This window comes from Microbacterium sp. ZW T5_45, from assembly GCF_044987415.1.
In the GTDB taxonomy this organism is placed as follows: Bacteria; Actinomycetota; Actinomycetes; order Actinomycetales; family Microbacteriaceae; genus Microbacterium.
On record NZ_JBJDRJ010000010.1, the window covers coordinates 77,025 to 95,227 of the forward strand.

16 protein-coding genes are annotated in these 18,203 nt (G+C 69.5%); all 16 read right to left on the minus strand.

Annotation, left to right across the window (positions count from 1 at the left end; translation table 11 throughout):
• Positions 1 to 7 precede the first annotated feature (7 nt).
• Positions 8 to 1,474 carry a glutamate synthase subunit beta gene (locus ACI3KS_RS07375; protein ID WP_404916754.1) on the minus strand — a complete coding sequence of 489 codons (1,467 nt, stop codon included), beginning with the start codon at positions 1,472 to 1,474 and terminating at the stop codon, positions 8 to 10.
• The gene (gene gltB / locus ACI3KS_RS07380) at positions 1,467 to 5,990 is read right to left on the minus strand and encodes a glutamate synthase large subunit (protein WP_404916845.1); all 4,524 of its coding nucleotides are present in this window, start codon (positions 5,988 to 5,990) and stop codon (positions 1,467 to 1,469) included. The genes ACI3KS_RS07375 and gltB overlap by 8 nt, the downstream gene beginning before the upstream one ends.
• A gap of 134 nt (positions 5,991 to 6,124) precedes the next feature.
• Positions 6,125 to 7,153, minus strand: a complete 1,029-nt coding sequence (lgt, locus tag ACI3KS_RS07385; RefSeq protein ID WP_404916756.1) for a prolipoprotein diacylglyceryl transferase — start codon at positions 7,151 to 7,153, stop codon at positions 6,125 to 6,127.
• A gap of 10 nt (positions 7,154 to 7,163) precedes the next feature.
• Entirely contained in the window at positions 7,164 to 7,982 is an 819-nt protein-coding gene (gene trpA / locus ACI3KS_RS07390) for a tryptophan synthase subunit alpha (protein WP_404916758.1), read from the minus strand.
• Positions 7,979 to 9,247, minus strand: coding sequence for a tryptophan synthase subunit beta (gene trpB, locus ACI3KS_RS07395; protein ID WP_404916759.1), 1,269 nt, complete (start codon positions 9,245 to 9,247; stop codon positions 7,979 to 7,981). Before trpB ends, trpA begins: the two co-directional genes overlap by 4 nt.
• The gene (gene trpC / locus ACI3KS_RS07400) at positions 9,248 to 10,021 is read right to left on the minus strand and encodes an indole-3-glycerol phosphate synthase TrpC (RefSeq protein WP_404916761.1); all 774 of its coding nucleotides are present in this window, start codon (positions 10,019 to 10,021) and stop codon (positions 9,248 to 9,250) included.
• Complete coding sequence (locus ACI3KS_RS07405; protein WP_404916763.1) at positions 10,021 to 10,251, minus strand: HGxxPAAW family protein; 231 nt, start codon at positions 10,249 to 10,251, stop codon at positions 10,021 to 10,023. The genes trpC and ACI3KS_RS07405 overlap by 1 nt, the downstream gene beginning before the upstream one ends.
• 50 nt (positions 10,252 to 10,301) lie before the next feature.
• Positions 10,302 to 10,892 (minus strand): Trp biosynthesis-associated membrane protein, encoded by a 591-nt coding sequence (locus ACI3KS_RS07410; protein ID WP_404916765.1) that lies wholly within the window; start codon positions 10,890 to 10,892, stop codon positions 10,302 to 10,304.
• Positions 10,889 to 11,248 (minus strand): phosphoribosyl-AMP cyclohydrolase, encoded by a 360-nt coding sequence (gene hisI, locus ACI3KS_RS07415; RefSeq protein WP_404916767.1) that lies wholly within the window; start codon positions 11,246 to 11,248, stop codon positions 10,889 to 10,891. The genes ACI3KS_RS07410 and hisI overlap by 4 nt, the downstream gene beginning before the upstream one ends.
• On the minus strand, positions 11,245 to 12,006 hold the full coding sequence (hisF, locus tag ACI3KS_RS07420; protein ID WP_404916769.1) for an imidazole glycerol phosphate synthase subunit HisF: 762 nt from the start codon (positions 12,004 to 12,006) through the stop codon (positions 11,245 to 11,247). Before hisF ends, hisI begins: the two co-directional genes overlap by 4 nt.
• On the minus strand, positions 12,006 to 12,845 hold the full coding sequence (gene hisG / locus ACI3KS_RS07425; RefSeq protein WP_404916771.1) for an ATP phosphoribosyltransferase: 840 nt from the start codon (positions 12,843 to 12,845) through the stop codon (positions 12,006 to 12,008). The genes hisF and hisG overlap by 1 nt, the downstream gene beginning before the upstream one ends.
• Before the next feature lie 38 nt (positions 12,846 to 12,883).
• Complete coding sequence (locus ACI3KS_RS07430) at positions 12,884 to 13,147, minus strand: phosphoribosyl-ATP diphosphatase (RefSeq protein ID WP_404916773.1); 264 nt, start codon at positions 13,145 to 13,147, stop codon at positions 12,884 to 12,886.
• Positions 13,144 to 13,824, minus strand: coding sequence for a ribulose-phosphate 3-epimerase (gene rpe, locus ACI3KS_RS07435; protein ID WP_404916847.1), 681 nt, complete (start codon positions 13,822 to 13,824; stop codon positions 13,144 to 13,146). The genes ACI3KS_RS07430 and rpe overlap by 4 nt, the downstream gene beginning before the upstream one ends.
• A gap of 5 nt (positions 13,825 to 13,829) precedes the next feature.
• On the minus strand, positions 13,830 to 15,206 hold the full coding sequence (locus ACI3KS_RS07440; protein ID WP_404916775.1) for an RsmB/NOP family class I SAM-dependent RNA methyltransferase: 1,377 nt from the start codon (positions 15,204 to 15,206) through the stop codon (positions 13,830 to 13,832).
• 101 nt (positions 15,207 to 15,307) lie between these two features.
• Entirely contained in the window at positions 15,308 to 16,225 is a 918-nt protein-coding gene (gene fmt / locus ACI3KS_RS07445) for a methionyl-tRNA formyltransferase (protein WP_404916777.1), read from the minus strand.
• A gap of 19 nt (positions 16,226 to 16,244) precedes the next feature.
• Positions 16,245 to 18,203 (minus strand): primosomal protein N', encoded by a 1,959-nt coding sequence (locus tag ACI3KS_RS07450; RefSeq protein WP_404916779.1) that lies wholly within the window; start codon positions 18,201 to 18,203, stop codon positions 16,245 to 16,247.

Genomic DNA, 18,203 nt, shown 5'->3' on the forward strand with positions numbered 1-18,203 from the left:
GTTCAGCCTACGCGGGCTGCAGGCCGATCGCGACATCGGTCGGACGCACCGGCGACGGCAACACGGTCGAGCCCATGAGGAACTCGTCGACGCTCGCCGCAGCGGCACGGCCTTCGGCGATCGCCCACACGATGAGCGACTGTCCCCGACCGGCGTCACCGGCGACGAAGACGCCCGGGAGCGTCGTCTCGTACGATGCGCTGCGCTCGAAGTTGCCGCGGTCCGTGAACTGGGGGCGAGCCTCGTCGGTGAAACCGCTCTGCTCGGGCCCCGTGAATCCCATCGCGATGAGCACCAGATCAGCGGGGATCTCGCGCTCCGTGCCGCTCTTGGGAACGCGGCGTCCATCGACGTACTCGGTCTCGGCGACGCGCAGTGCGCGAACCTCTCCGACCTCGTTCGAGAGGAACTCGACGGTGGACGCGAGGAAGACCCGCTCTCCGCCCTCCTCGTGCGCAGAGGACACCTCGAAGACGGTCGGCATCATCGGCCACGGCTGGTGGTCAGGGCGGTCCGTGCCCGGCTGCTTGCCGATCGCGAGGTTGGTCACGCTGAGCGCGCCCTGCCGGTGAGCGGTCCCGATGCAGTCGGCACCGGTGTCACCGCCGCCGATCACGATGACGTGCTTGCCCTCGGCGGAGATCTGGTCCGGAACCTTGTCGCCGGCGACGACGTGGTTCGACTCGACGAGGTACTCCATGGCGAAGTGCACGCCGTCCAGGTCGCGACCGGGGATGGCGAGATCGCGAGGAACCGTCGAACCGGTCGCGATGACGACCGCGTCGTACCGTGCGCGCAGGTCGGCCCAGGAGATGTCCCTGCCGATCTCCACGCCGGCGCGGAAGCGCGTGCCCTCCTCCTGCATCTGACGCAGGCGAGCCTCGAGCTGGTTCTTCTCCATCTTGAAGTCCGGGATGCCGTAGCGCAGGAGTCCGCCGATGCGGTCGTCGCGCTCGAACACGGCGACGGTGTGGCCGGCCCGGGTCAGCTGCTGTGCGGCGGCGAGACCGGCGGGGCCGGAGCCCACGACCGCGACCGTCTTGCCGGTCAGGCGAGCCGGCGGCTGCGCCTCGACCCAGCCCTTGTTGAACGCCTCGTCGATGATCGAGACCTCGACCTGCTTGATCGTGACGGGCGGCTGGTTGATACCCAGCACGCACGCGCTCTCGCAGGGCGCCGGGCACAGACGTCCCGTGAACTCGGGGAAGTTGTTCGTCGCGTGCAGGCGATCGATCGCCGCACGACCCTCGCCGCGCCAGGTGAGGTCATTCCACTCCGGGATCAGGTTGCCCAGCGGGCAGCCCTGATGACAGAAAGGCACGCCGCAGTCCATGCACCGCCCCGCCTGACGCCGGAGCACAGCCTGGTCGCCCGGCTGGTACACCTCTTTCCAGTCCATGATGCGGACCGGAACCGGCCGACGGGCGGGAAGCTCACGCTCGGTGACCTTCAGAAAACCTTTGGGATCAGCCACCGGTCACCTCCAGGATGCGGTTCCAGACGACGTCGCCGTCGGGGTCGATGCCCTCGGCGACTGCTTCCTCGCGCATGCTGCGCACGGCGGCGTAGTCACGCGGGAGGACCTTCACGAATTCGGATGCCGTCTCGTCGAAGCGAGACAGGATGTCGGCGCCGAGGGGCGACGCCGTGCGCTCGACGTGCTCGGAGATCAGTCCCCGCAGCACCTCGAGATCAGCGCGGTCGAGCGGCTGCAGGAGGAGCTCTCCGCTGCCGAGCGACTGGGCGTTGATCTTGCCGGTCTGCAGGCCCCGCACGTAGGCGACGCCTCCCGACATTCCGGCGCCGAAGTTGCGGCCGGTCGATCCGAGGATCACCGCCACTCCCCCGGTCATGTACTCGAGCGCGTGGTCGCCCACGCCCTCGACGACCGCCGTGGCGCCGGAGTTGCGCACGAGGAACCGCTCGCCGACGACTCCGGAGATGAACATCGTGCCCGCGGTCGCGCCGTAGCCGATCACATTGCCGGCGATGACGTTGCGATGCGGCTCGATCGATGAGGCGCGCGAGGGACGGATCGTGATGTCACCACCCGAGAGCCCCTTGCCGACGTAGTCGTTCGCGTCGCCCTCCAGGCGCAGCACGATACCCGAGGGCATGAACGCTCCGAGAGACTGACCGGCGGTGCCGTGCAGGGTCACGTCGATCGTGCCACGAGGCAGCCCCGCCGCGCCGTAGCGCGCGGTGACCTGGTGGCCGAGCATCGTGCCGACGGCTCGTTCGGTGTTCGCGATCGGCAGCTCGATGACGACGGGTTCACCGTTCAGGAGGGCACCACCGGCGATGTCGATGAGCTGGACGTCGAAGTGCTTCTCGAGTTCGTGGTCCTGCGAGCGACCGCTGCGACGCGGCTCGCTCGCCGGGAACGCGGGACCGTCGAGGATCGGCGCGAGGTCGAGCCCCTCGCTCTTCCAGTGCTCGACCGCGGCGTTGGCCTCGATCAGCTCGGCGCGGCCGATGATCTCGTCCAGCGAACGGAAGCCCAGTTCGGCGAGGAGCTCGCGCACCTCTTCGGCGATGAACTCCATGAAGTTCACGACGAACTCCGGCTTGCCGGTGAAGCGCTCGCGCAGCACCGGGTTCTGCGTCGCCACGCCCACGGGGCAGGTGTCGAGGTGGCAGACGCGCATCATGATGCAGCCGCTCACGACGAGCGGTGCGGTCGCGAAGCCGAACTCCTCAGCACCGAGCAGCGCGCCGATGATCACGTCGCGCCCCGTCTTGAGCTGACCGTCCACCTGCACGACGACCCGGTCGCGCATGCCGTTGAGCATGAGCGTCTGCTGGGTCTCGGCGAGGCCAAGCTCCCACGGCGTTCCGGCGTGCTTGAGGGAGTTCATCGGGCTCGCGCCCGTGCCGCCGTCATGTCCGGAGACGAGCACGACGTCGCTGAGCGCCTTCGCGACGCCCGCTGCGACCGCACCGATGCCCGACTGGCTGACGAGCTTGGTGTGGATGCGGGCCTCGGGGTTCGCACGCTTCAGGTCGAAGATGAGCTGCTTGAGGTCCTCGATCGAGTAGATGTCGTGGTGCGGAGGCGGGGAGATGAGTCCGACGCCGGGCGTGCCGCCGCGTGTGCGGGCCACCCAGGGGTAGACCTTCTGCGGGGGAAGTTGACCGCCCTCGCCGGGCTTGGCGCCCTGCGCGAGTTTGATCTGGATGTCGTCCGCCTCGGTGAGGTAGAGGCTCGTGACACCGAACCGTCCCGATGCGACCTGCTTGATCGAACTGCGTCGCTCGGGGTCGACGAGCCGGTCGGCATCCTCTCCGCCCTCACCGGTGTTCGACTTGCCACCGATCCGGTTCATGGCGATCGCGAGCGTCTCGTGCGCTTCCTTCGAGATCGAGCCGTAGCTCATCGCACCTGTCGAGAAGCGCTTCACGATCTCGGAGACGGGCTCGACCTCGCTGAGCGGCACCGGCTTGCGGATGCCGGTGCGCAGGGTGAACAGACCACGCAGTGTCTTCAACTCGGCCGCCTGGTCATCGACGAGCTTGGTGTACTCGCGGAAGATGTCGTAGCGGCGTTCGCGGGTCGAGTGCTGCAGCTTGAACACCGTCTCCGGTCTGAACAGGTGCGGCGAACCGTCGCGTCGCCACTGGTACTCGCCACCGGTCCACAGCCGCTCGTGCGCACGAGCCGCTTCGTCCTCGGGATAGGCGTAGTCGTGACGCGCCTGGTTCTCGGCGAAGATGTCCTCGATCGTGATGCCGCCGAGCTTGGACTCGGTGCGCGTGAAGTACGCGTCGATGACCTCCTGGCTGAGGCCGACGGCTTCGAAGACCTGGGCGCCGGCGTACGAGGACACCGTCGAGATGCCCATCTTCGACATGATCTTCAGCACGCCCTTGCCGAGCGCGTAGATGAGGTTGCGCACCGCCTTCTCCGGGCTGATGCCCGTGATGCGTCCGGTGCGGACGAGGTGTTCGACGGTCTCCATGGCGAGGTACGGGTTCACGGCGGAGGCGCCGTAGCCGATCAGCGTCGCGACGTGGTGCACCTCGCGGACGTCACCGGCCTCGACGATCAGACCGACCTTCATGCGGTTCTCGCGACGGATGAGGTGATGGTGCACCGCGGCGACCATGAGCAGGGACGGCACCGGGGTGAGGTCCTTGTTCGAGTCGCGGTCCGAGAGGATGATGAACTCCGCGCCGCGCTCGATGGCCTCGTCGACCTCGGCGCACATCTCCTCGAGGCGCTCGGCGAGGGCCTGGGGTCCGGCATCGAAGTGGTAGAGACCCTTGATCGTGGCGCTCGATCGACCCGGCAGCGCCTTGTCGATGTAGCGGATCTTCGCGAGCTCGTCGTTGTCGATCACCGGGAAGTCGAGCGACACGGTGCGGCTGTGTTCGGGACCCCAGCCGAGCAGGTTGCCCTCGGGGCCGAGGCCGAGCTTCAGACTCGTGACGACCTCTTCGCGGATCGAGTCCAGCGGCGGGTTGGTGACCTGCGCGAACTGCTGCGTGAAGTAGTCGAAGAGCAGGCGCGGCCGCTTGCTCAGCACGGCGATCGGGGTGTCCGAACCCATGGCACCGAGGGGCTCGGCCCCGGTCTGCCCCATCGGGGTCAGCAGGATCCGCACTTCCTCCTCGGTGTAGCCGAAGGTGCGCTGGCGGCGGGTGATGGATGCCGGCGGATGCACGATGTGCTCGCGCTCCGGCAGGTCGGCGAGTCGCACGGAACCCTCGTCGAGCCACGCCTGCCACGGGTGCAGAGTGGAGAGGTCGCGCTTGATCTCCTCGTCCTCGATGATGCGCCGCTGCTCGGTGTCGACGAGGAACATCTTGCCGGGCTGCAGGCGTCCGCGGCGCTTGATGCGCTCGGGCTCGAAGGTGAGCACTCCGGTCTCGGAGCCGATCACGATCAGGCCGTCGGTCGTCTCGGTCCAACGCCCCGGGCGCAGACCGTTGCGGTCGAGGGTCGCGCCGACGAGCGTCCCGTCGGTGAAGATGAGCGCGGCCGGGCCGTCCCAGGGCTCCATCTGGTTGGAGTGGTACTCGTAGAACGCGCGCAGCTCGGGCGAGATGTCGGACTGCTTCTCGTACGCCTCCGGCACCATCATCATGATGGCGTGCGGCAGGCTGCGGCCGGTCAGGGTCAGCAGTTCGAGCACCTCGTCGAACGAGGCGGAGTCGCTGGCGCCGTCGGTGCAGATCGGGAGCAGCGGCTGGATGTCGCCCAGCAGCTCGGACTCGAGCTGCGACTGGCGGGCGCGCATCCAGTTGCGGTTGCCGCCGACGGTGTTGATCTCGCCGTTGTGGGCGAGCATCCGCAGCGGCTGCGCGAGCGGCCACGACGGGAAGGTGTTCGTCGAGTAGCGCGAGTGCACGACGGCGAGCTCCGACATGAAGCGCTCGTCCTGCAGATCCGGGTAGAACGGCTCGAGCTGGAGCGTGGTGACCATGCCCTTGTACCCGAGAGTGCGGGCCGAGAGCGAGACGAAGTAGGCGCCCAGCTCGTGGCCGGCGCGCTTGCGGAGCCGGTAGGCGACGCGGTCGAGGGCGATGCCGGTGAGCGGGGCCTGAGCATGCGTCGCCCCGCCGGCGCTCACGAAGAGCTGCTCGAATGCGGGACGGGCCTCGTCGGCGAGCTTGCCGAGGTGCTCGTTGACCGTCGGGACCTCGCGCCAGCCCAGGACGCGGAGCCCCTCGGCGCGCGCGATCTTCTCGATGCCCGCCTTCTGCTGACGGCGTTCGCTGGAGTCACGGGGAAGGAACGCCAGACCCGCGGCGTACTCGCCGACCGGTGGCAGTTCGAAGGTCGTGACCTCGCGCAGGAACGCGTCCGGCATCTGCGTCAGGATGCCCGCCCCGTCGCCGGTGCCGGCGTCCGAGCCGATCGCCCCTCGGTGCTCGAGGTTGCGCAGTGCTTCGAGCGCCAGCGCGATGATGTCGTGGCCTGCTTCGCCGCGCAGAGTGGCGACCATCGCAAGGCCGCACGCGTCCTTCTCGAACGCGGGGTTGTACATGCCCTGCTTCGGGGGGTAGGCGCCGGACGCGCCGTACGGAGGCTGAAAATACACCTGAACCGTCCTCAGATCTTCGGATGACCCGGGGACGTCATTGGCCGGGCTGCTGCAGTGGGGTCCTCACGGACGGGCGGCTATCGGGAGCCTTCCGCGTCCGTGGGAGCGGTGCTTGTGGCGCTGGCTCCTGCGGAGACCTCGTCGACCGTGGGCTCACTGACGTCGACGTAGTCAAGGGGATTGTCCTGTGATTCTACATCAGCGTCCACGTCCTTCCGGCCGCGACCCGGCTGGTACGGCGACGGCTCGAGTCCGAGGTGCCGGCGACGCTGCACGATGAGGATGGCGATTCCGACCACGATGCCGATGATCGCGGCCCAGACGTTGCTGCGCAGGCCGAGGATGATCTCGCTCGGATCGATGCGGATGGACTCCCACACCACGCGACCCGCGCTGTACCAGATGAGGTAGATCGCGAACAGGCGCCCCCACTGGAAGGCGGTGGCCTTCCGGCTCAGCCAGAGCAGGACGATCACGCCGAGACCGTTCCAGATCACTTCGTAGAGGAACGTCGGGTGGAACAGCGTGCCCTCGGGAAGGCCGGGAGGGAACGCGGAGTTCGTCGACTCGATCTCGAGTCCCCATGGCAGATCGGTCGGCAGCCCGAAGAGCTCGTGGTTGAACCAGTTGCCGAAGCGCCCCATGGCCTGTGCGAGCAGCAGACCGGGCGCGAGAGCATCCGCGAACGTCCAGAAGCGGATGCCGGACCAGCGGCAGCCGAGGTAGGCGCCGACCGCACCACCGATGAGCGCACCGAAGATCGCGATGCCGCCCTCCCAGATCGCCCAGACGGATCCGGGCTCGAACGGGTTCCAGGTGTTCTTGCCCTCGCCGAAGTAGAAGCCGGGGTGGGTGAGCACGTGGAAGATGCGCGCGCCGATGATCGCGAGCGGCACCGCGAGGATCGAGATGTCGATGACCACCCACGGCTCCGCACCGCGACGTGTCAGGCGGTGGTTGGTCAGGAGCACTGCGGCGATGATGCCCGCGATGATGCACAGGGCGTAGAAGTGCACGCGGATCGGACCGAGGTCGATGTACGACACCGGCGGGCTGGGGATGCTGGCGAGCACGCCGCCGATGGTGCTGTGGAGCGCGAGGGACATGAGAGCGATCCTAGTTCTGAGAGACGGGGCACGCCGACGCGGTGCCGGCGGCCAGGGTGCGGGTGACGTCTGCGAGAGCGGGGATGCCCCCGTCGCGGAGGGCACGGACGAGTGCGGTGCCGACGATCGCGCCGTCGGCGTACTCCGACACCCCGGCGATCTGCTCGGCGGTGGAGATGCCGATGCCGACGCACGCGCGCACGGCCCCGTGCTCACGCAGGCGCGCCACGAGCGTGCGCGCCGCACGGTCGAGCTCGGCGCGCTCGCCCGTGATGCCCATGGTCGAGACGGTGTAGACGAAGCCGGTGGAGGACTTCACCACGAGCTCGAGGCGCTCCTCGGTCGATGTGGGGGCGGCGAGGAACACGCGGTCGAGACCCGTGCGCTCACTCGCGGCGATCCACTCCTGCGCGACATCGGGAGTGATGTCGGGGGTGATCAGGCCCGCCCCGCCCGCGGCGAGGAGGTCATCGGCGTAACGGTCGACCCCGTACTGGAAGACGGGGTTCCAGTAGGTCATGACGAGGACCGGCACGTCGGTGGCGTCGGTGATGGCCTTCACCGCGGTGAAGAGGTCCTTCATCTTGAAGCCGCCCGCGAGAGCGGCCGTCGTCGCCTCCTGGATGACGGCGCCGTCCATGACGGGATCGCTGTACGGCGGACCGAGCTCGATGATGTCGACACCGTTCTCGGCGAGGGTGATCGCCGCCTGGATGCTCGTCTCGAGGTCGGGGTAGCCGACGGGCAGATACCCCACGAACGCGCTGCGCCCTGCGGCCTCGGCGCGGCGGATGGCTTTTTCGACGGGGCTCGTGATGACGTCGCTCATGACTGCGGCTCCCCCTTCGTGGCGGCGTCCTCGGCCGGGGTCTCGGCGTCGGCGTCGTGCGCGAGTGCCTGCGCGTCGTAGAGGTCGAAGTACCGGGCTGCGGTGTCCATGTCCTTGTCGCCGCGTCCCGACAGACATACCGCGAGGACCGCGTCTGGACCGAGCTCGCGCCCGAGCCGGAGCGCGCCGGCCAGGGCATGAGCCGACTCCACGGCGGGGATGATCCCTTCGGTGCGACTGAGCAGACGCAGAGCCTGCATGGCCTCGTCATCGGTCGCCGGGATGTACTCCGCGCGGCCGATATCTGCGAGCCAGGAGTGCTCAGGGCCGACGCCCGGGTAGTCGAGACCGGCCGAGATCGAGTGCGACTCGATCGTCTGACCGTCCTCGTCCTGGAGGACGTACGTCTTCGCGCCGTGCAGGATGCCGGGTCGTCCGCGTTCGATCGACGCGGCGTGCTTGTCGGTGTCGACGCCGTCGCCGGCAGCCTCGACGCCGTAGAGCTTCACGCCCTCATCGTCGAGGAAGGCGTCGAACATGCCGATCGCGTTGGAACCTCCGCCGACGCAGGCGATCACGGCATCCGGAAGGCGACCGACCTCGTCGAGCAGTTGCTGACGCGCCTCTTCGCCGATGATCTTCTGGAAGTCGCGGACCATCGCCGGGAACGGATGCGGGCCCGCCGCGGTGCCGAAGATGTAGTTGGTGGTCTCGACCGAGGCCACCCAGTCGCGGTAGGCGTCGTTGATCGCGTCCTTCAGCGTGCGCGAGCCAGAGGTCACAGGGACGACCTCGGCGCCGAGCAGGCGCATGCGTGCGACGTTGAGCGCCTGGCGCTCGGTGTCGACCTCGCCCATGTAGATCGTGCAGTCGAGGCCGAACAGCGCCGCTGCGGTCGCCGTCGCGACACCGTGCTGTCCTGCTCCGGTCTCCGCGATCACACGGGTCTTGCCCAGGCGCTTGGTGAGCAGCGCCTGTCCGAGCACGTTGTTGATCTTGTGCGAACCCGTGTGGTTGAGGTCCTCGCGCTTGAGGAACACCCGCGCTCCGCCCGCGTGCTCGGCGAACCGTTGGACCTCGGTGAGCGGAGAGGGACGCCCCGCGTACGAGCTCAGCAGATGCGAGAGCTCGGCACGGAACTCCGGGTCGGCGATGGCCGCCGCGTACGCCTCGGTGAGTTCGTCGATCGCGGCGATGAGCGATTCGGGCATGTAGCGCCCGCCGTAGTCGCCGAACAGCGGACCGTGCTGGTCGCGCAGACCCATTCAGACCTCCAGGAAGCTCTTGAGCGTGGCGATCGGGTCGCCCGTGACGAGCGCTTCCCCGATCAGGACGACATCCGCACCCGCGGAGCGGTAGTGCGCGACGTCGGCAGGGGTGAGCACCGCGGACTCGGCGATCTTCACCGCGGAGTCCGGGATGCGCTCGACGAGGCGGCCGAAGAGATCGCGGTCGAGTTCGAGCGTCTTCAGGTCACGAGCGTTGACCCCGATCAGCGGAGAACCCAGGTCGATGGCGACCTCGAGCTCCTCGGCGGAGTGGGTCTCGACGAGCGGGGTCATCCCGAGGTCGCCGATGAACCCGAAGAGGTCTTCGAGGACATCGCGGTCGAGGCCCGCGACGATGAGCAGCACGAGGTCGGCGCCCGCGGCACGCGCCTCGAGGACCTGATACCGCGTGGCGATGAAGTCCTTGCGGAGCACCGGGAGGGCGACCCTGGCTGTGACGGCCTCGAGGTCCGCGAGACTGCCGCCGAACCGGCGCTCCTCGGTCAGCACGCTGATCGCCGACGCGCCGCCGGTCTCGTACAGCGAGGCCTGGTGGGCGGGATCCGGGATCTCGGCGAGTGCGCCGCGCGATGGGCTGGCCCGCTTCACCTCGGCGATGATCTTGACACGGTCGGCGGGCGACAGGAAGCTGAGTGCGTCCTTCGCTGCCGGGCGCGCGACGGCATCACGTTCGACCTCGGCCAGGGGCCGGGTGAGGGCGCGACGCTCGGCGTCTGCGACAGCGCCGGCCGTCAGGTCGGCGAGGACCACTAGTGCCCCTTCGGCTGGTACTTGGGGCCCTTCACGCCGTATCCGGCCTTCGCGAGAGCCCAGCCGACGAGAGCGCCGACGGGGATGATCGCGACACCGACCCAGACACCCACAGGCTGCTCGAGGCAGAAGAAGAGGGTGCCCACCGTGAAGCCGAGGAGCATGATGATCACGGCGGTCCAGGCTGCGGGAGAGTGTCCGTGTCCGGGGTCGGCGATCGGGTTGGTCATGTTCTCCTCCGGAGGGACGGCGTAGCGGGATCTGGTTCAGTCTATCGGGGTCAACGCGTCGGATCGGTTCCGCGGGACAGCTCGTCCCAGGAATCGATCGCATCGACGGGGCCCGTCGCGACAGCGCGAGCGGCGGCATCCGTCTGGTATCGACGACCGCCGGTCTTCCAGCCGCGCCACGTGATCAGGACGACCACGGATGCCGCGAGCAGGATCACCCAGCCGACCAGGGCGATCCATGGCCAGGGGGTGGGGACGATGCCGGCGATCACGTCGGCGAGACCTTCGTCGCCCGCGAGGCCCGTCGTCTCGGTGACGGTCGCTCCGACCGCGGAGACCGATGGGCCGACGAGCAGTTGCAGCGTGCTCCAGCCGAGGAGCACGGCGGTCGCGGCGGCGAGCACGCCGAACACGAGTCGTAACGTCCTGCCGGTGATCGACAGGGCGGCACCGAGCGCGAGAACCGCCAGGCTGAGCGGCGCGAGCAGCGGCAGCGCGGATGCTCCGGGAACGAGGATCTCGGCGCCGGCATCGGCGCGCTGCACCGTGAGCCAGGTCTGCGTGGACGAGATGATGCCGATCGCGCCTCCCAGGAGGAGACCGGAGACGCCGATCGACCGGCCTCTGCGAGCCAGGCTCATTCGGAGGCGCTCCCCACCACGGCTTCGAGATCGGTCGTGTCGAAGCACGTCCGAGTGCCGGTGTGGCAGGCCGGCCCGGTCTGGTCGACGCGCAGCAGGATCGCGTCCCCGTCGCAGTCCAGCCGAGCCTCGTGCACGACCTGGATGTGTCCGGAGGTGTCGCCCTTGCGCCAGTACTCCTGGCGGGATCGCGACCAGTAGACCGCGCGGCCGGTGGTGAGCGTGCGTCGCAACGCCTCATCGTTGACCCACGCCATCATGAGGACCTCGTTCGTGTCCCACTGCTGCACGATCACCGGGGCGAGCCCATCGGCGTTGAAGGCCACCTGTGCGATCCGGGATTCGATGTCGCTCACCTGACCGTCACTCCTTCCGCGCGAAGCGCGTCCTTGACGTCGCCGACGGTCATCGCGCCGGTGTGGAACACGCTGGCGGCGAGCACGGCATCCGCGCCCGCCTTGATGGCCGGAGCGAAGTGCTCGACCGCCCCGGCGCCGCCGGAGGCGATGACGGGGACGGATGCCGCCTCCCGCATCAGGGCGACGAGTTCGAGGTCGAAGCCGTCGCGCGTTCCGTCGGCGTCGATGGAGTTGACGAGCAGCTCGCCGGCACCGCGCTCCGCGGCCTCGCGTGCCCATTCGATCGCATCGAGTTCGGTCTGCGTACGGCCGCCGTGGGTGGTGACGACGAAGCCGGATGCCGTTCCGGAGGCACGCTTGATGTCGAGCGAGAGCACGAGCACCTGCGCGCCGAAGCGGTCGGCGATCTCGCCGATCAGATCCGGCCGCGCGATGGCGGCCGAGTTCACGCCGACCTTGTCGGCTCCGACCGAGAGCAGACGAGCGACGTCGTCGACGCTGCGGACTCCCCCGCCGACGGTCAGCGGCACGAAGACCTGCTCCGCGGTGCGCTGCACCACGTCGTAGGTCGTCGCCCGTGCGTCGACGGTCGCGGTGACGTCGAGGAACGTGATCTCATCCGCACCCTGCGCGGCGTAGTGACGCGCCAGCTCGACGGGATCGCCCATGTCGCGGAGGTTCTCGAAGTTCACGCCCTTGACGACACGGCCGTCGGCCACGTCGAGACACGGGATGACACGACTCGCGAGCGACATCAGAGCCTCGCGGCGTGGATCGCCGTGACGAGGATCGCCCGTGCACCGAGCGCGTAGAGGTCGTCCATGACCTGGTTCATCCCCCGCCGCGGGATCATGACGCGGACGGCGACCCAGGCTTCATCGCGCAGTGGCGAGATCGTCGGGGACTCACGGCCGGGTGCGATGGCGGTGGCCTGGTCGACGAGTTCGGCCGGCAGGTCGTAGTCGATCAGCACGAAGCGGTGCGCGACCATGACGCCGCGCAGACGACGCAGCAACGTCTCCGTACCCTCGGCGTCGCCGGGGCGGCTGATGAGCACGGCCTCGGACTCGAGGATCACCGGACCGAAGATCTCGAGCCCCGCCTGGCGGAGCGTGGTTCCGGTCGACACGACATCGGCGACGGCATCCGCCACGCCGAGGCGCACGGCCGACTCGACCGCGCCGTCCAGCTGCACGAGCTCGGCGGAGACGCCGTGCTCGCGGAGGTAGGCGCCGACGAGCCCGGGATACGCCGAGGCGACGCGCACTCCCTGCAGATCCTCGAGCGAGGAGAAGCGGCCGGGAGGGCCGGCGAAGCGGAACGTCGACCCGCCGAAGCCGAGCTGCTCGATCTCGCGAGCGGGCTGCTGCACGTCGAGCAGCAGGTCGCGACCGGTGATCCCGACGTCGAGAGCGCCGGATGCGACGTACGTCGCGATGTCACGGGGACGGAGGAAGAAGAACTCGACGTCGTTCTCGGCGTCGATCACGTGCAGGGTCTTGGGGTCGCGGCGACCGGCGTATCCGGCCTCCGCGAGCATCTCGGCGGCGGTCTCGGAGAGAGAGCCCTTGTTGGGAACGGCAATGCGCAGCATGTCTGGCTTTCAGATCGAATCGGGATGGGCGAGGCGCATCACAGATGTCGATACACGTCCTGCAGCGAGAGACCCTTGGCGATCATCATCACCTGCAGGTGGTAGAGGAGCTGCGAGATCTCCTCGGCGGCGGCCTCATCGGACTCGTACTCGGACGCCATCCAGACCTCGGCGGCCTCCTCGACGATCTTCTTCCCGATCGCGTGGACGCCCCCGTCGAGCTCTGCGACCGTACCCGATCCCTCGGGCCGGGTCTCCGCCTTGTGGCTGAGCTCAGCGAACAGTTCGTCGAAAGTCTTCACGAATCAAGGCTAGCGGCTCTGGCGAGGTCCCTGAGCCGGGTGACGGCCGCCTCGACGTCGTCGGCCCCGTACACGGCGGATCCGGCGACGAAGGTGTCGGCTCCGGCCGCCGCGGCGATCTCGATGGTCGCGTCGGAGATGCCCCCGTCGACCTGGAACCAGACGTTCGAGCCGCGACGCTTCGCCTCTTCGGAGAGGGCGCGCAGCTTCGGCATGGTCTCGGGCATGAAGCCCTGTCCGCCGAACCCGGGCTCGACCGTCATCACGAGGATCTGGTCGAACTCGTCGAGCACGTCGTACAGGCTCTCCCCCGCCGTGCCCGGCTTGATCGCGATACCTGCACGCGCACCGATGCCGCGCAGCCTCCGGGCCAGAGCCACAGGCTCCGTCGCGGCCTCGAGATGGAAGGTGACGCTCGCGGCTCCCAGCTCGGCATAGCCGGGGGCCCAGCGGTCCGGGTCGGAGATCATCAGGTGCACGTCCAGCGGCACCGGACTCGTCGCCTGGATGCGTTCGACCATCTGCGGGCCGAACGTGAGGTTGGGGACGAAGTGGTTGTCCATGACGTCGACATGCGCGAAGTCGGCCGTGGCGATCTTCGCGAGGTCGCGCTGCATGTTGACGAAGTCCGCGGCGAGGATGCTCGGGTTGATGCGGGGGGAACCGGGCAGGTGCATGCGGGTCACTTCTCCTTCTGATCGGATGCGGTGCGTTGGAGCAGCGCGAGGAACATGGCGTCGGTGCCGTGACGATGGGGCCACAGCTGCACGTGCGAGGCATCGTCGCCCGCGAGGTCGATCGGCGAGACCGCGACGCCCGCCAGTGCGGAGCGCGTGTCCAGTTCGACGAGGTCGTCTCGACCGCGAAGCACGTCCTGCACAACGCCGACCGTCTCCGCGAGGTGCGGCGAGCAGGTCACATAGGCGACGATGCCTCCGGGGGCGAGGGCGTCGACCGCCGCTGAGAGCAACTCGGTCTGCAGCGGCACGAGCTCGGCGACATCTGCAGGCGACTTGCGCCACCGGGCTTCGGGTCGACGCCGCAGAGCCCCGAGCCCCGTGCAGGGGGCGTCGACGAGGATCCTGTCGAACTCCCCGGATCGGCGACGCGCCAGTTCACGTCCGTCGTCCTCGTGCACGACGACCTCGCCCGGGACCGGACGCAGGGCGTTGCGGACGAGACCGGCACGGGCGGGGACGACCTCATTGGCCTCGAGGATCACGCCGCGCTGATGCGCGATGGCGGCGAGCAGGGCGGTCTTGCCGCCGGGCCCCGCGCAGAGGTCGAGCCAGCGCTCCCCCTCGGCGATCGGTGCGGCGCCCGCCAGCGCCAGGGCGACGAGCTGCGAGCCCTCGTCCTGCACCCTGACCCGTCCACCGGATCCGGCGACGATGCGGAGCGGATCTCCGCCGGGCGATCCGAACGCCGTCGGGGCGTAGGGACGCCGGGGCTCACCCTGCTCGGCGAGTCCGGGAAGCGCGACCAGGGTGACCTCGGGCGACGCGTTGTCGGCATCGAGCAGAGCCTCGAGTTCCTCTGCCCGCCCCTCGGCGGCGAGGGCGCGCCGCAGCGCGCGGATCACCCAGACCGGATGGGCGGTGCGCAGGGCGAGACGCTCGTCGTCGGATCTGGCCGCCGCGTCGATCCGTGTCTGCCACTCCTCGGCGGTCGCACCGGCGATGCGGCGCAGCACGGCGTTCGCGAAGTTCGCCGCTCCCCTGCTCTGCGTGGATGCGACGAGGTTGACGGACTCATTGACCGCGGCGTGCGTGGCGACCCGAGTGGCGAGGAGCTGGTGGGAGGCCAGTCGAAGGGCGTCGAGAACCGCCGGATCGATCTCGGCCACTGGACGATCCGCTGCTGCGGCGATGATCGCGTCGTAGGTCCCACGACGGCGCAGCGTGCCGTACGTCAGCTCGGTCGCGAGCGCGGCGTCCTGCACCGACAGGTTCGCCTCGGTGATCGCGGACGGCAGCATGAGGTTCGCATACGCGTCGGACTCGGTCACCGCGCGCAGTACGTCGAAGGCGACGCGACGGGCCGGCTGCACGGTGCGCATCGGCCCACCGGCGCGAGTCGGGCCACCGGAGCGACCAGATCCACCGGGGCGGCGATCGCGCCCCGGCCGAGAAGGAGGATTCGGGTCGCGACGATCGGCGCTCATGATCCCGCTCGCAGGCCCTCGGTGGAGCGCTGCCCACGCCACCAGTCGACCGCGTTCATGGCCCCCTTGCCGGCCGGCTGCACGCGTGCCACGGCGAGTGCGGCATCGGCGGTGCCGATGAGGAGCACGTGCTTCGTCGCGACGATCTCCCCCGGGGCGAGCGTCGAGTCGTCCGTGGGAGACGCCTCGAGGATCTTCACCCGAACCCCGTCGACGGTCGTGTGGGCTCCCGGCTCCGGCGTGACACCACGGAACCGCGAGAACACCGCCTGAGACGGGAGGTTCCAGTCGAGCAGCCCGTCGTCGATGGTGAGCTTCGCCGCGAGGGTCGCATCGCCCACCTGCGGCAGCGCGCGTGCCGTGCCCACGGCGATGGCGGACACCACCTCGGCGGTGAGAGCGGCTCCCCGCTCCGCGAGGATGTTCAGCGCCACGTCTGCGGTCGCGTCGGCCGGCACATCCACCTCGAGGGTCGCGAACACGTCACCGGCATCCAGCGCAGGTACGAGCTGGAAGACGCTGGCGCCCAATACCTCGTCGCCCGCGATCAGCGCGCGCTGCACGGGCGCCGCGCCTCGCCACGCGGGGAGCAGCGAGAAGTGCAGGTTGATCCAGCCGGCGTCGGGCGTCGAGAGGAGCGGCTCGCGGACCAGGCCGCCGTAGGCCACGATCACTCCGAGCTCGGGGCGGAGCGCCGCGATCGCCGCGGTCGCCTCGTCATCGAGTCGGGCGGCCTTGATCAGCGGAATCCCGAGTTCGTCGGCCGTCTGTGCGACGGGCGACGCCGTCAGCACCCGCCTGCGCCCCAGAGGCGCGTCGGGCCGGGTGACCACGGCGAGGATGTCGTGCTCGGCCGCGAGGCGACGAAGCGTGGGGACGGCAGCCGACGGTGTGCCGGCGAAGACGAGGCGCATGAAAAGTACTCCGGAAGGGTCAAAGCTCTGGATCGAGGATATCGAGCTTGATCGAGAGGGGGTTGCGGACCGTGCGGCCTCTGCCACGACGATTGCCCACGGCCTCGGCGACGAGAGCCGCGCGCAGCGCGGTCGCGACCCTCGCTCCTGCGCTGTAGTCGAAACGGACGAGGGCGCGCAGCCGGGGCGGGAGGTCATCGGAATCGATCGGGACCGGCCCGAGCACCGCGTCGGGCGGAAGGGCGAGCTCGGACAGGGAGCCGAGCGCGCGATCGAGCGCCGCCTTGGTGCCCTCCACGAGAGCGACGCGGGCCGCCGGCGGCATGTGCAGAGGAGCGCGTTCGGCGAGCTCGGCTCGCGCGTACCCGGACTGGTTCCAGGTGGCGAGAGCCCTGGCCACACCTCCGTCCACGCCGACCAGGTGCACGGGTGCTCCCGGCGCGGCGAGGGCGGCCGCGTTCGACCACCACCGCAGGCACGACTCGCCGATGCGCAGGTCCGGCGCCTGGAGCATCCGTGGTCCGTCGAGCAGGACGACGGCGCGGTAGCCGCCATCGGCGACCGGCTCGGCGCCCCGGGTTGCGACGACGAGTGACGGCTTGTCGGCGACGCGTTCGATGGGATGGGCGCTGTCGGCGACGATCACCCGGATGCCGGGGAACGCACGACCGAGCTCGTCGGCTGTGCGTTCACTGCCCGAGGACGCGAGACGCAGCTTCGTCGAGGAGCAGGCCGGGCAGGACCATGCCCGCGCTCCCCGTCCGCACCACGCGCAGACCGGCACCGCGCCCCGATGGGCCGCCCCGAGGGGGCCGCCGCAGTGTGCGCATCGCGCGGGCGCTCGGCACTCCGCGCAGACGAGGGTCGGCGCGAAACCGGGCCGTGAGACCTGGACGAGCACCGGTCCCTCGGCGGCCGCAGCACGGGCGGACAGGAATGCGGACGAGGGCAGACGCTGCGGGGCGGGCTGCTCGAGCTCCTGCGGGGTGCTCAACGACACCCTCGGCAGCACGCGCCTGGTGGCTCTGACATCGCTCAGCCATCCGTGCGACACGAGGCGCTCGACGTCGGTGGTGCGGGAGTGGCCGACGAACAGGAGCGCGGATCCCTCCTGCTCCTGGCGGACGAGCGCGACGTCCCGCGCGTGCACGTAAGGCGCGAGCGGCTCGCCTAGCAGCGGATCTCCGTCGTCCCAGATCGCGACGAGCCCCGCCACGACCGGCGCGTATGCGGCGGATCGGTTGCCGATCACGATGCACGGGGCGTCCTCGAGCGATCGCAGGAACGCCCGATAGCGGTCGGGGTTCGTCTGCCGGGAGTCGTACCTGGCGACCGCCTCGGCGGGGACGAGTTCATCCAGTGCCGCGCGCAGGCGGTCGAGATCGCGATGGTCGGGAACGATGAGGATGCTCGATCTGCCCTCCTCGAGCATGGCGGTCGCCGTGGACGCCATCAGCGCGGCCCAGCCGAGCACGTCGCCGTGCGGCTGCGGGATCGCTTCGACGGCCGCCCGCCCGCCAGAGGTCAGCACCTCGGCCAGACCGTCGTACGCGGCCACGACCTCCGTCGCGCGCGTACGCTCGGCGACCCCAGGGCGCACGGGTTCGGAGTCCGCCGTCCATGCCTTCTCGACCCGCACCTGCCGCTTCGGGATCACCAGGCGCAGCACGTCGGACTCCGAACCCGCTGCGCGATCGGCGACGCGTCGCGCCAGCCGGTGCAGCCGGTCCGGCAGCACCGGAACCGTCGAGACGACGCTCTCGACCTCGGAGAGAGGTCGATCCGCGTCGTCCTCGTCGTCGAGCTCCACGACGTAGCCGTCGATCACGCGTCCGGCCGTGCGCAGCGGCACCCGCACGCGCACGCCGAGCGGCACCTCGCCCAGAGCATCCGGAATCGCATAGTCGAACAGCCTGTCCAATTGCGGCAACGGCGAGTCCAGGAGCACGCGCGCGATGCGGCGGCTCTGCGACGACAT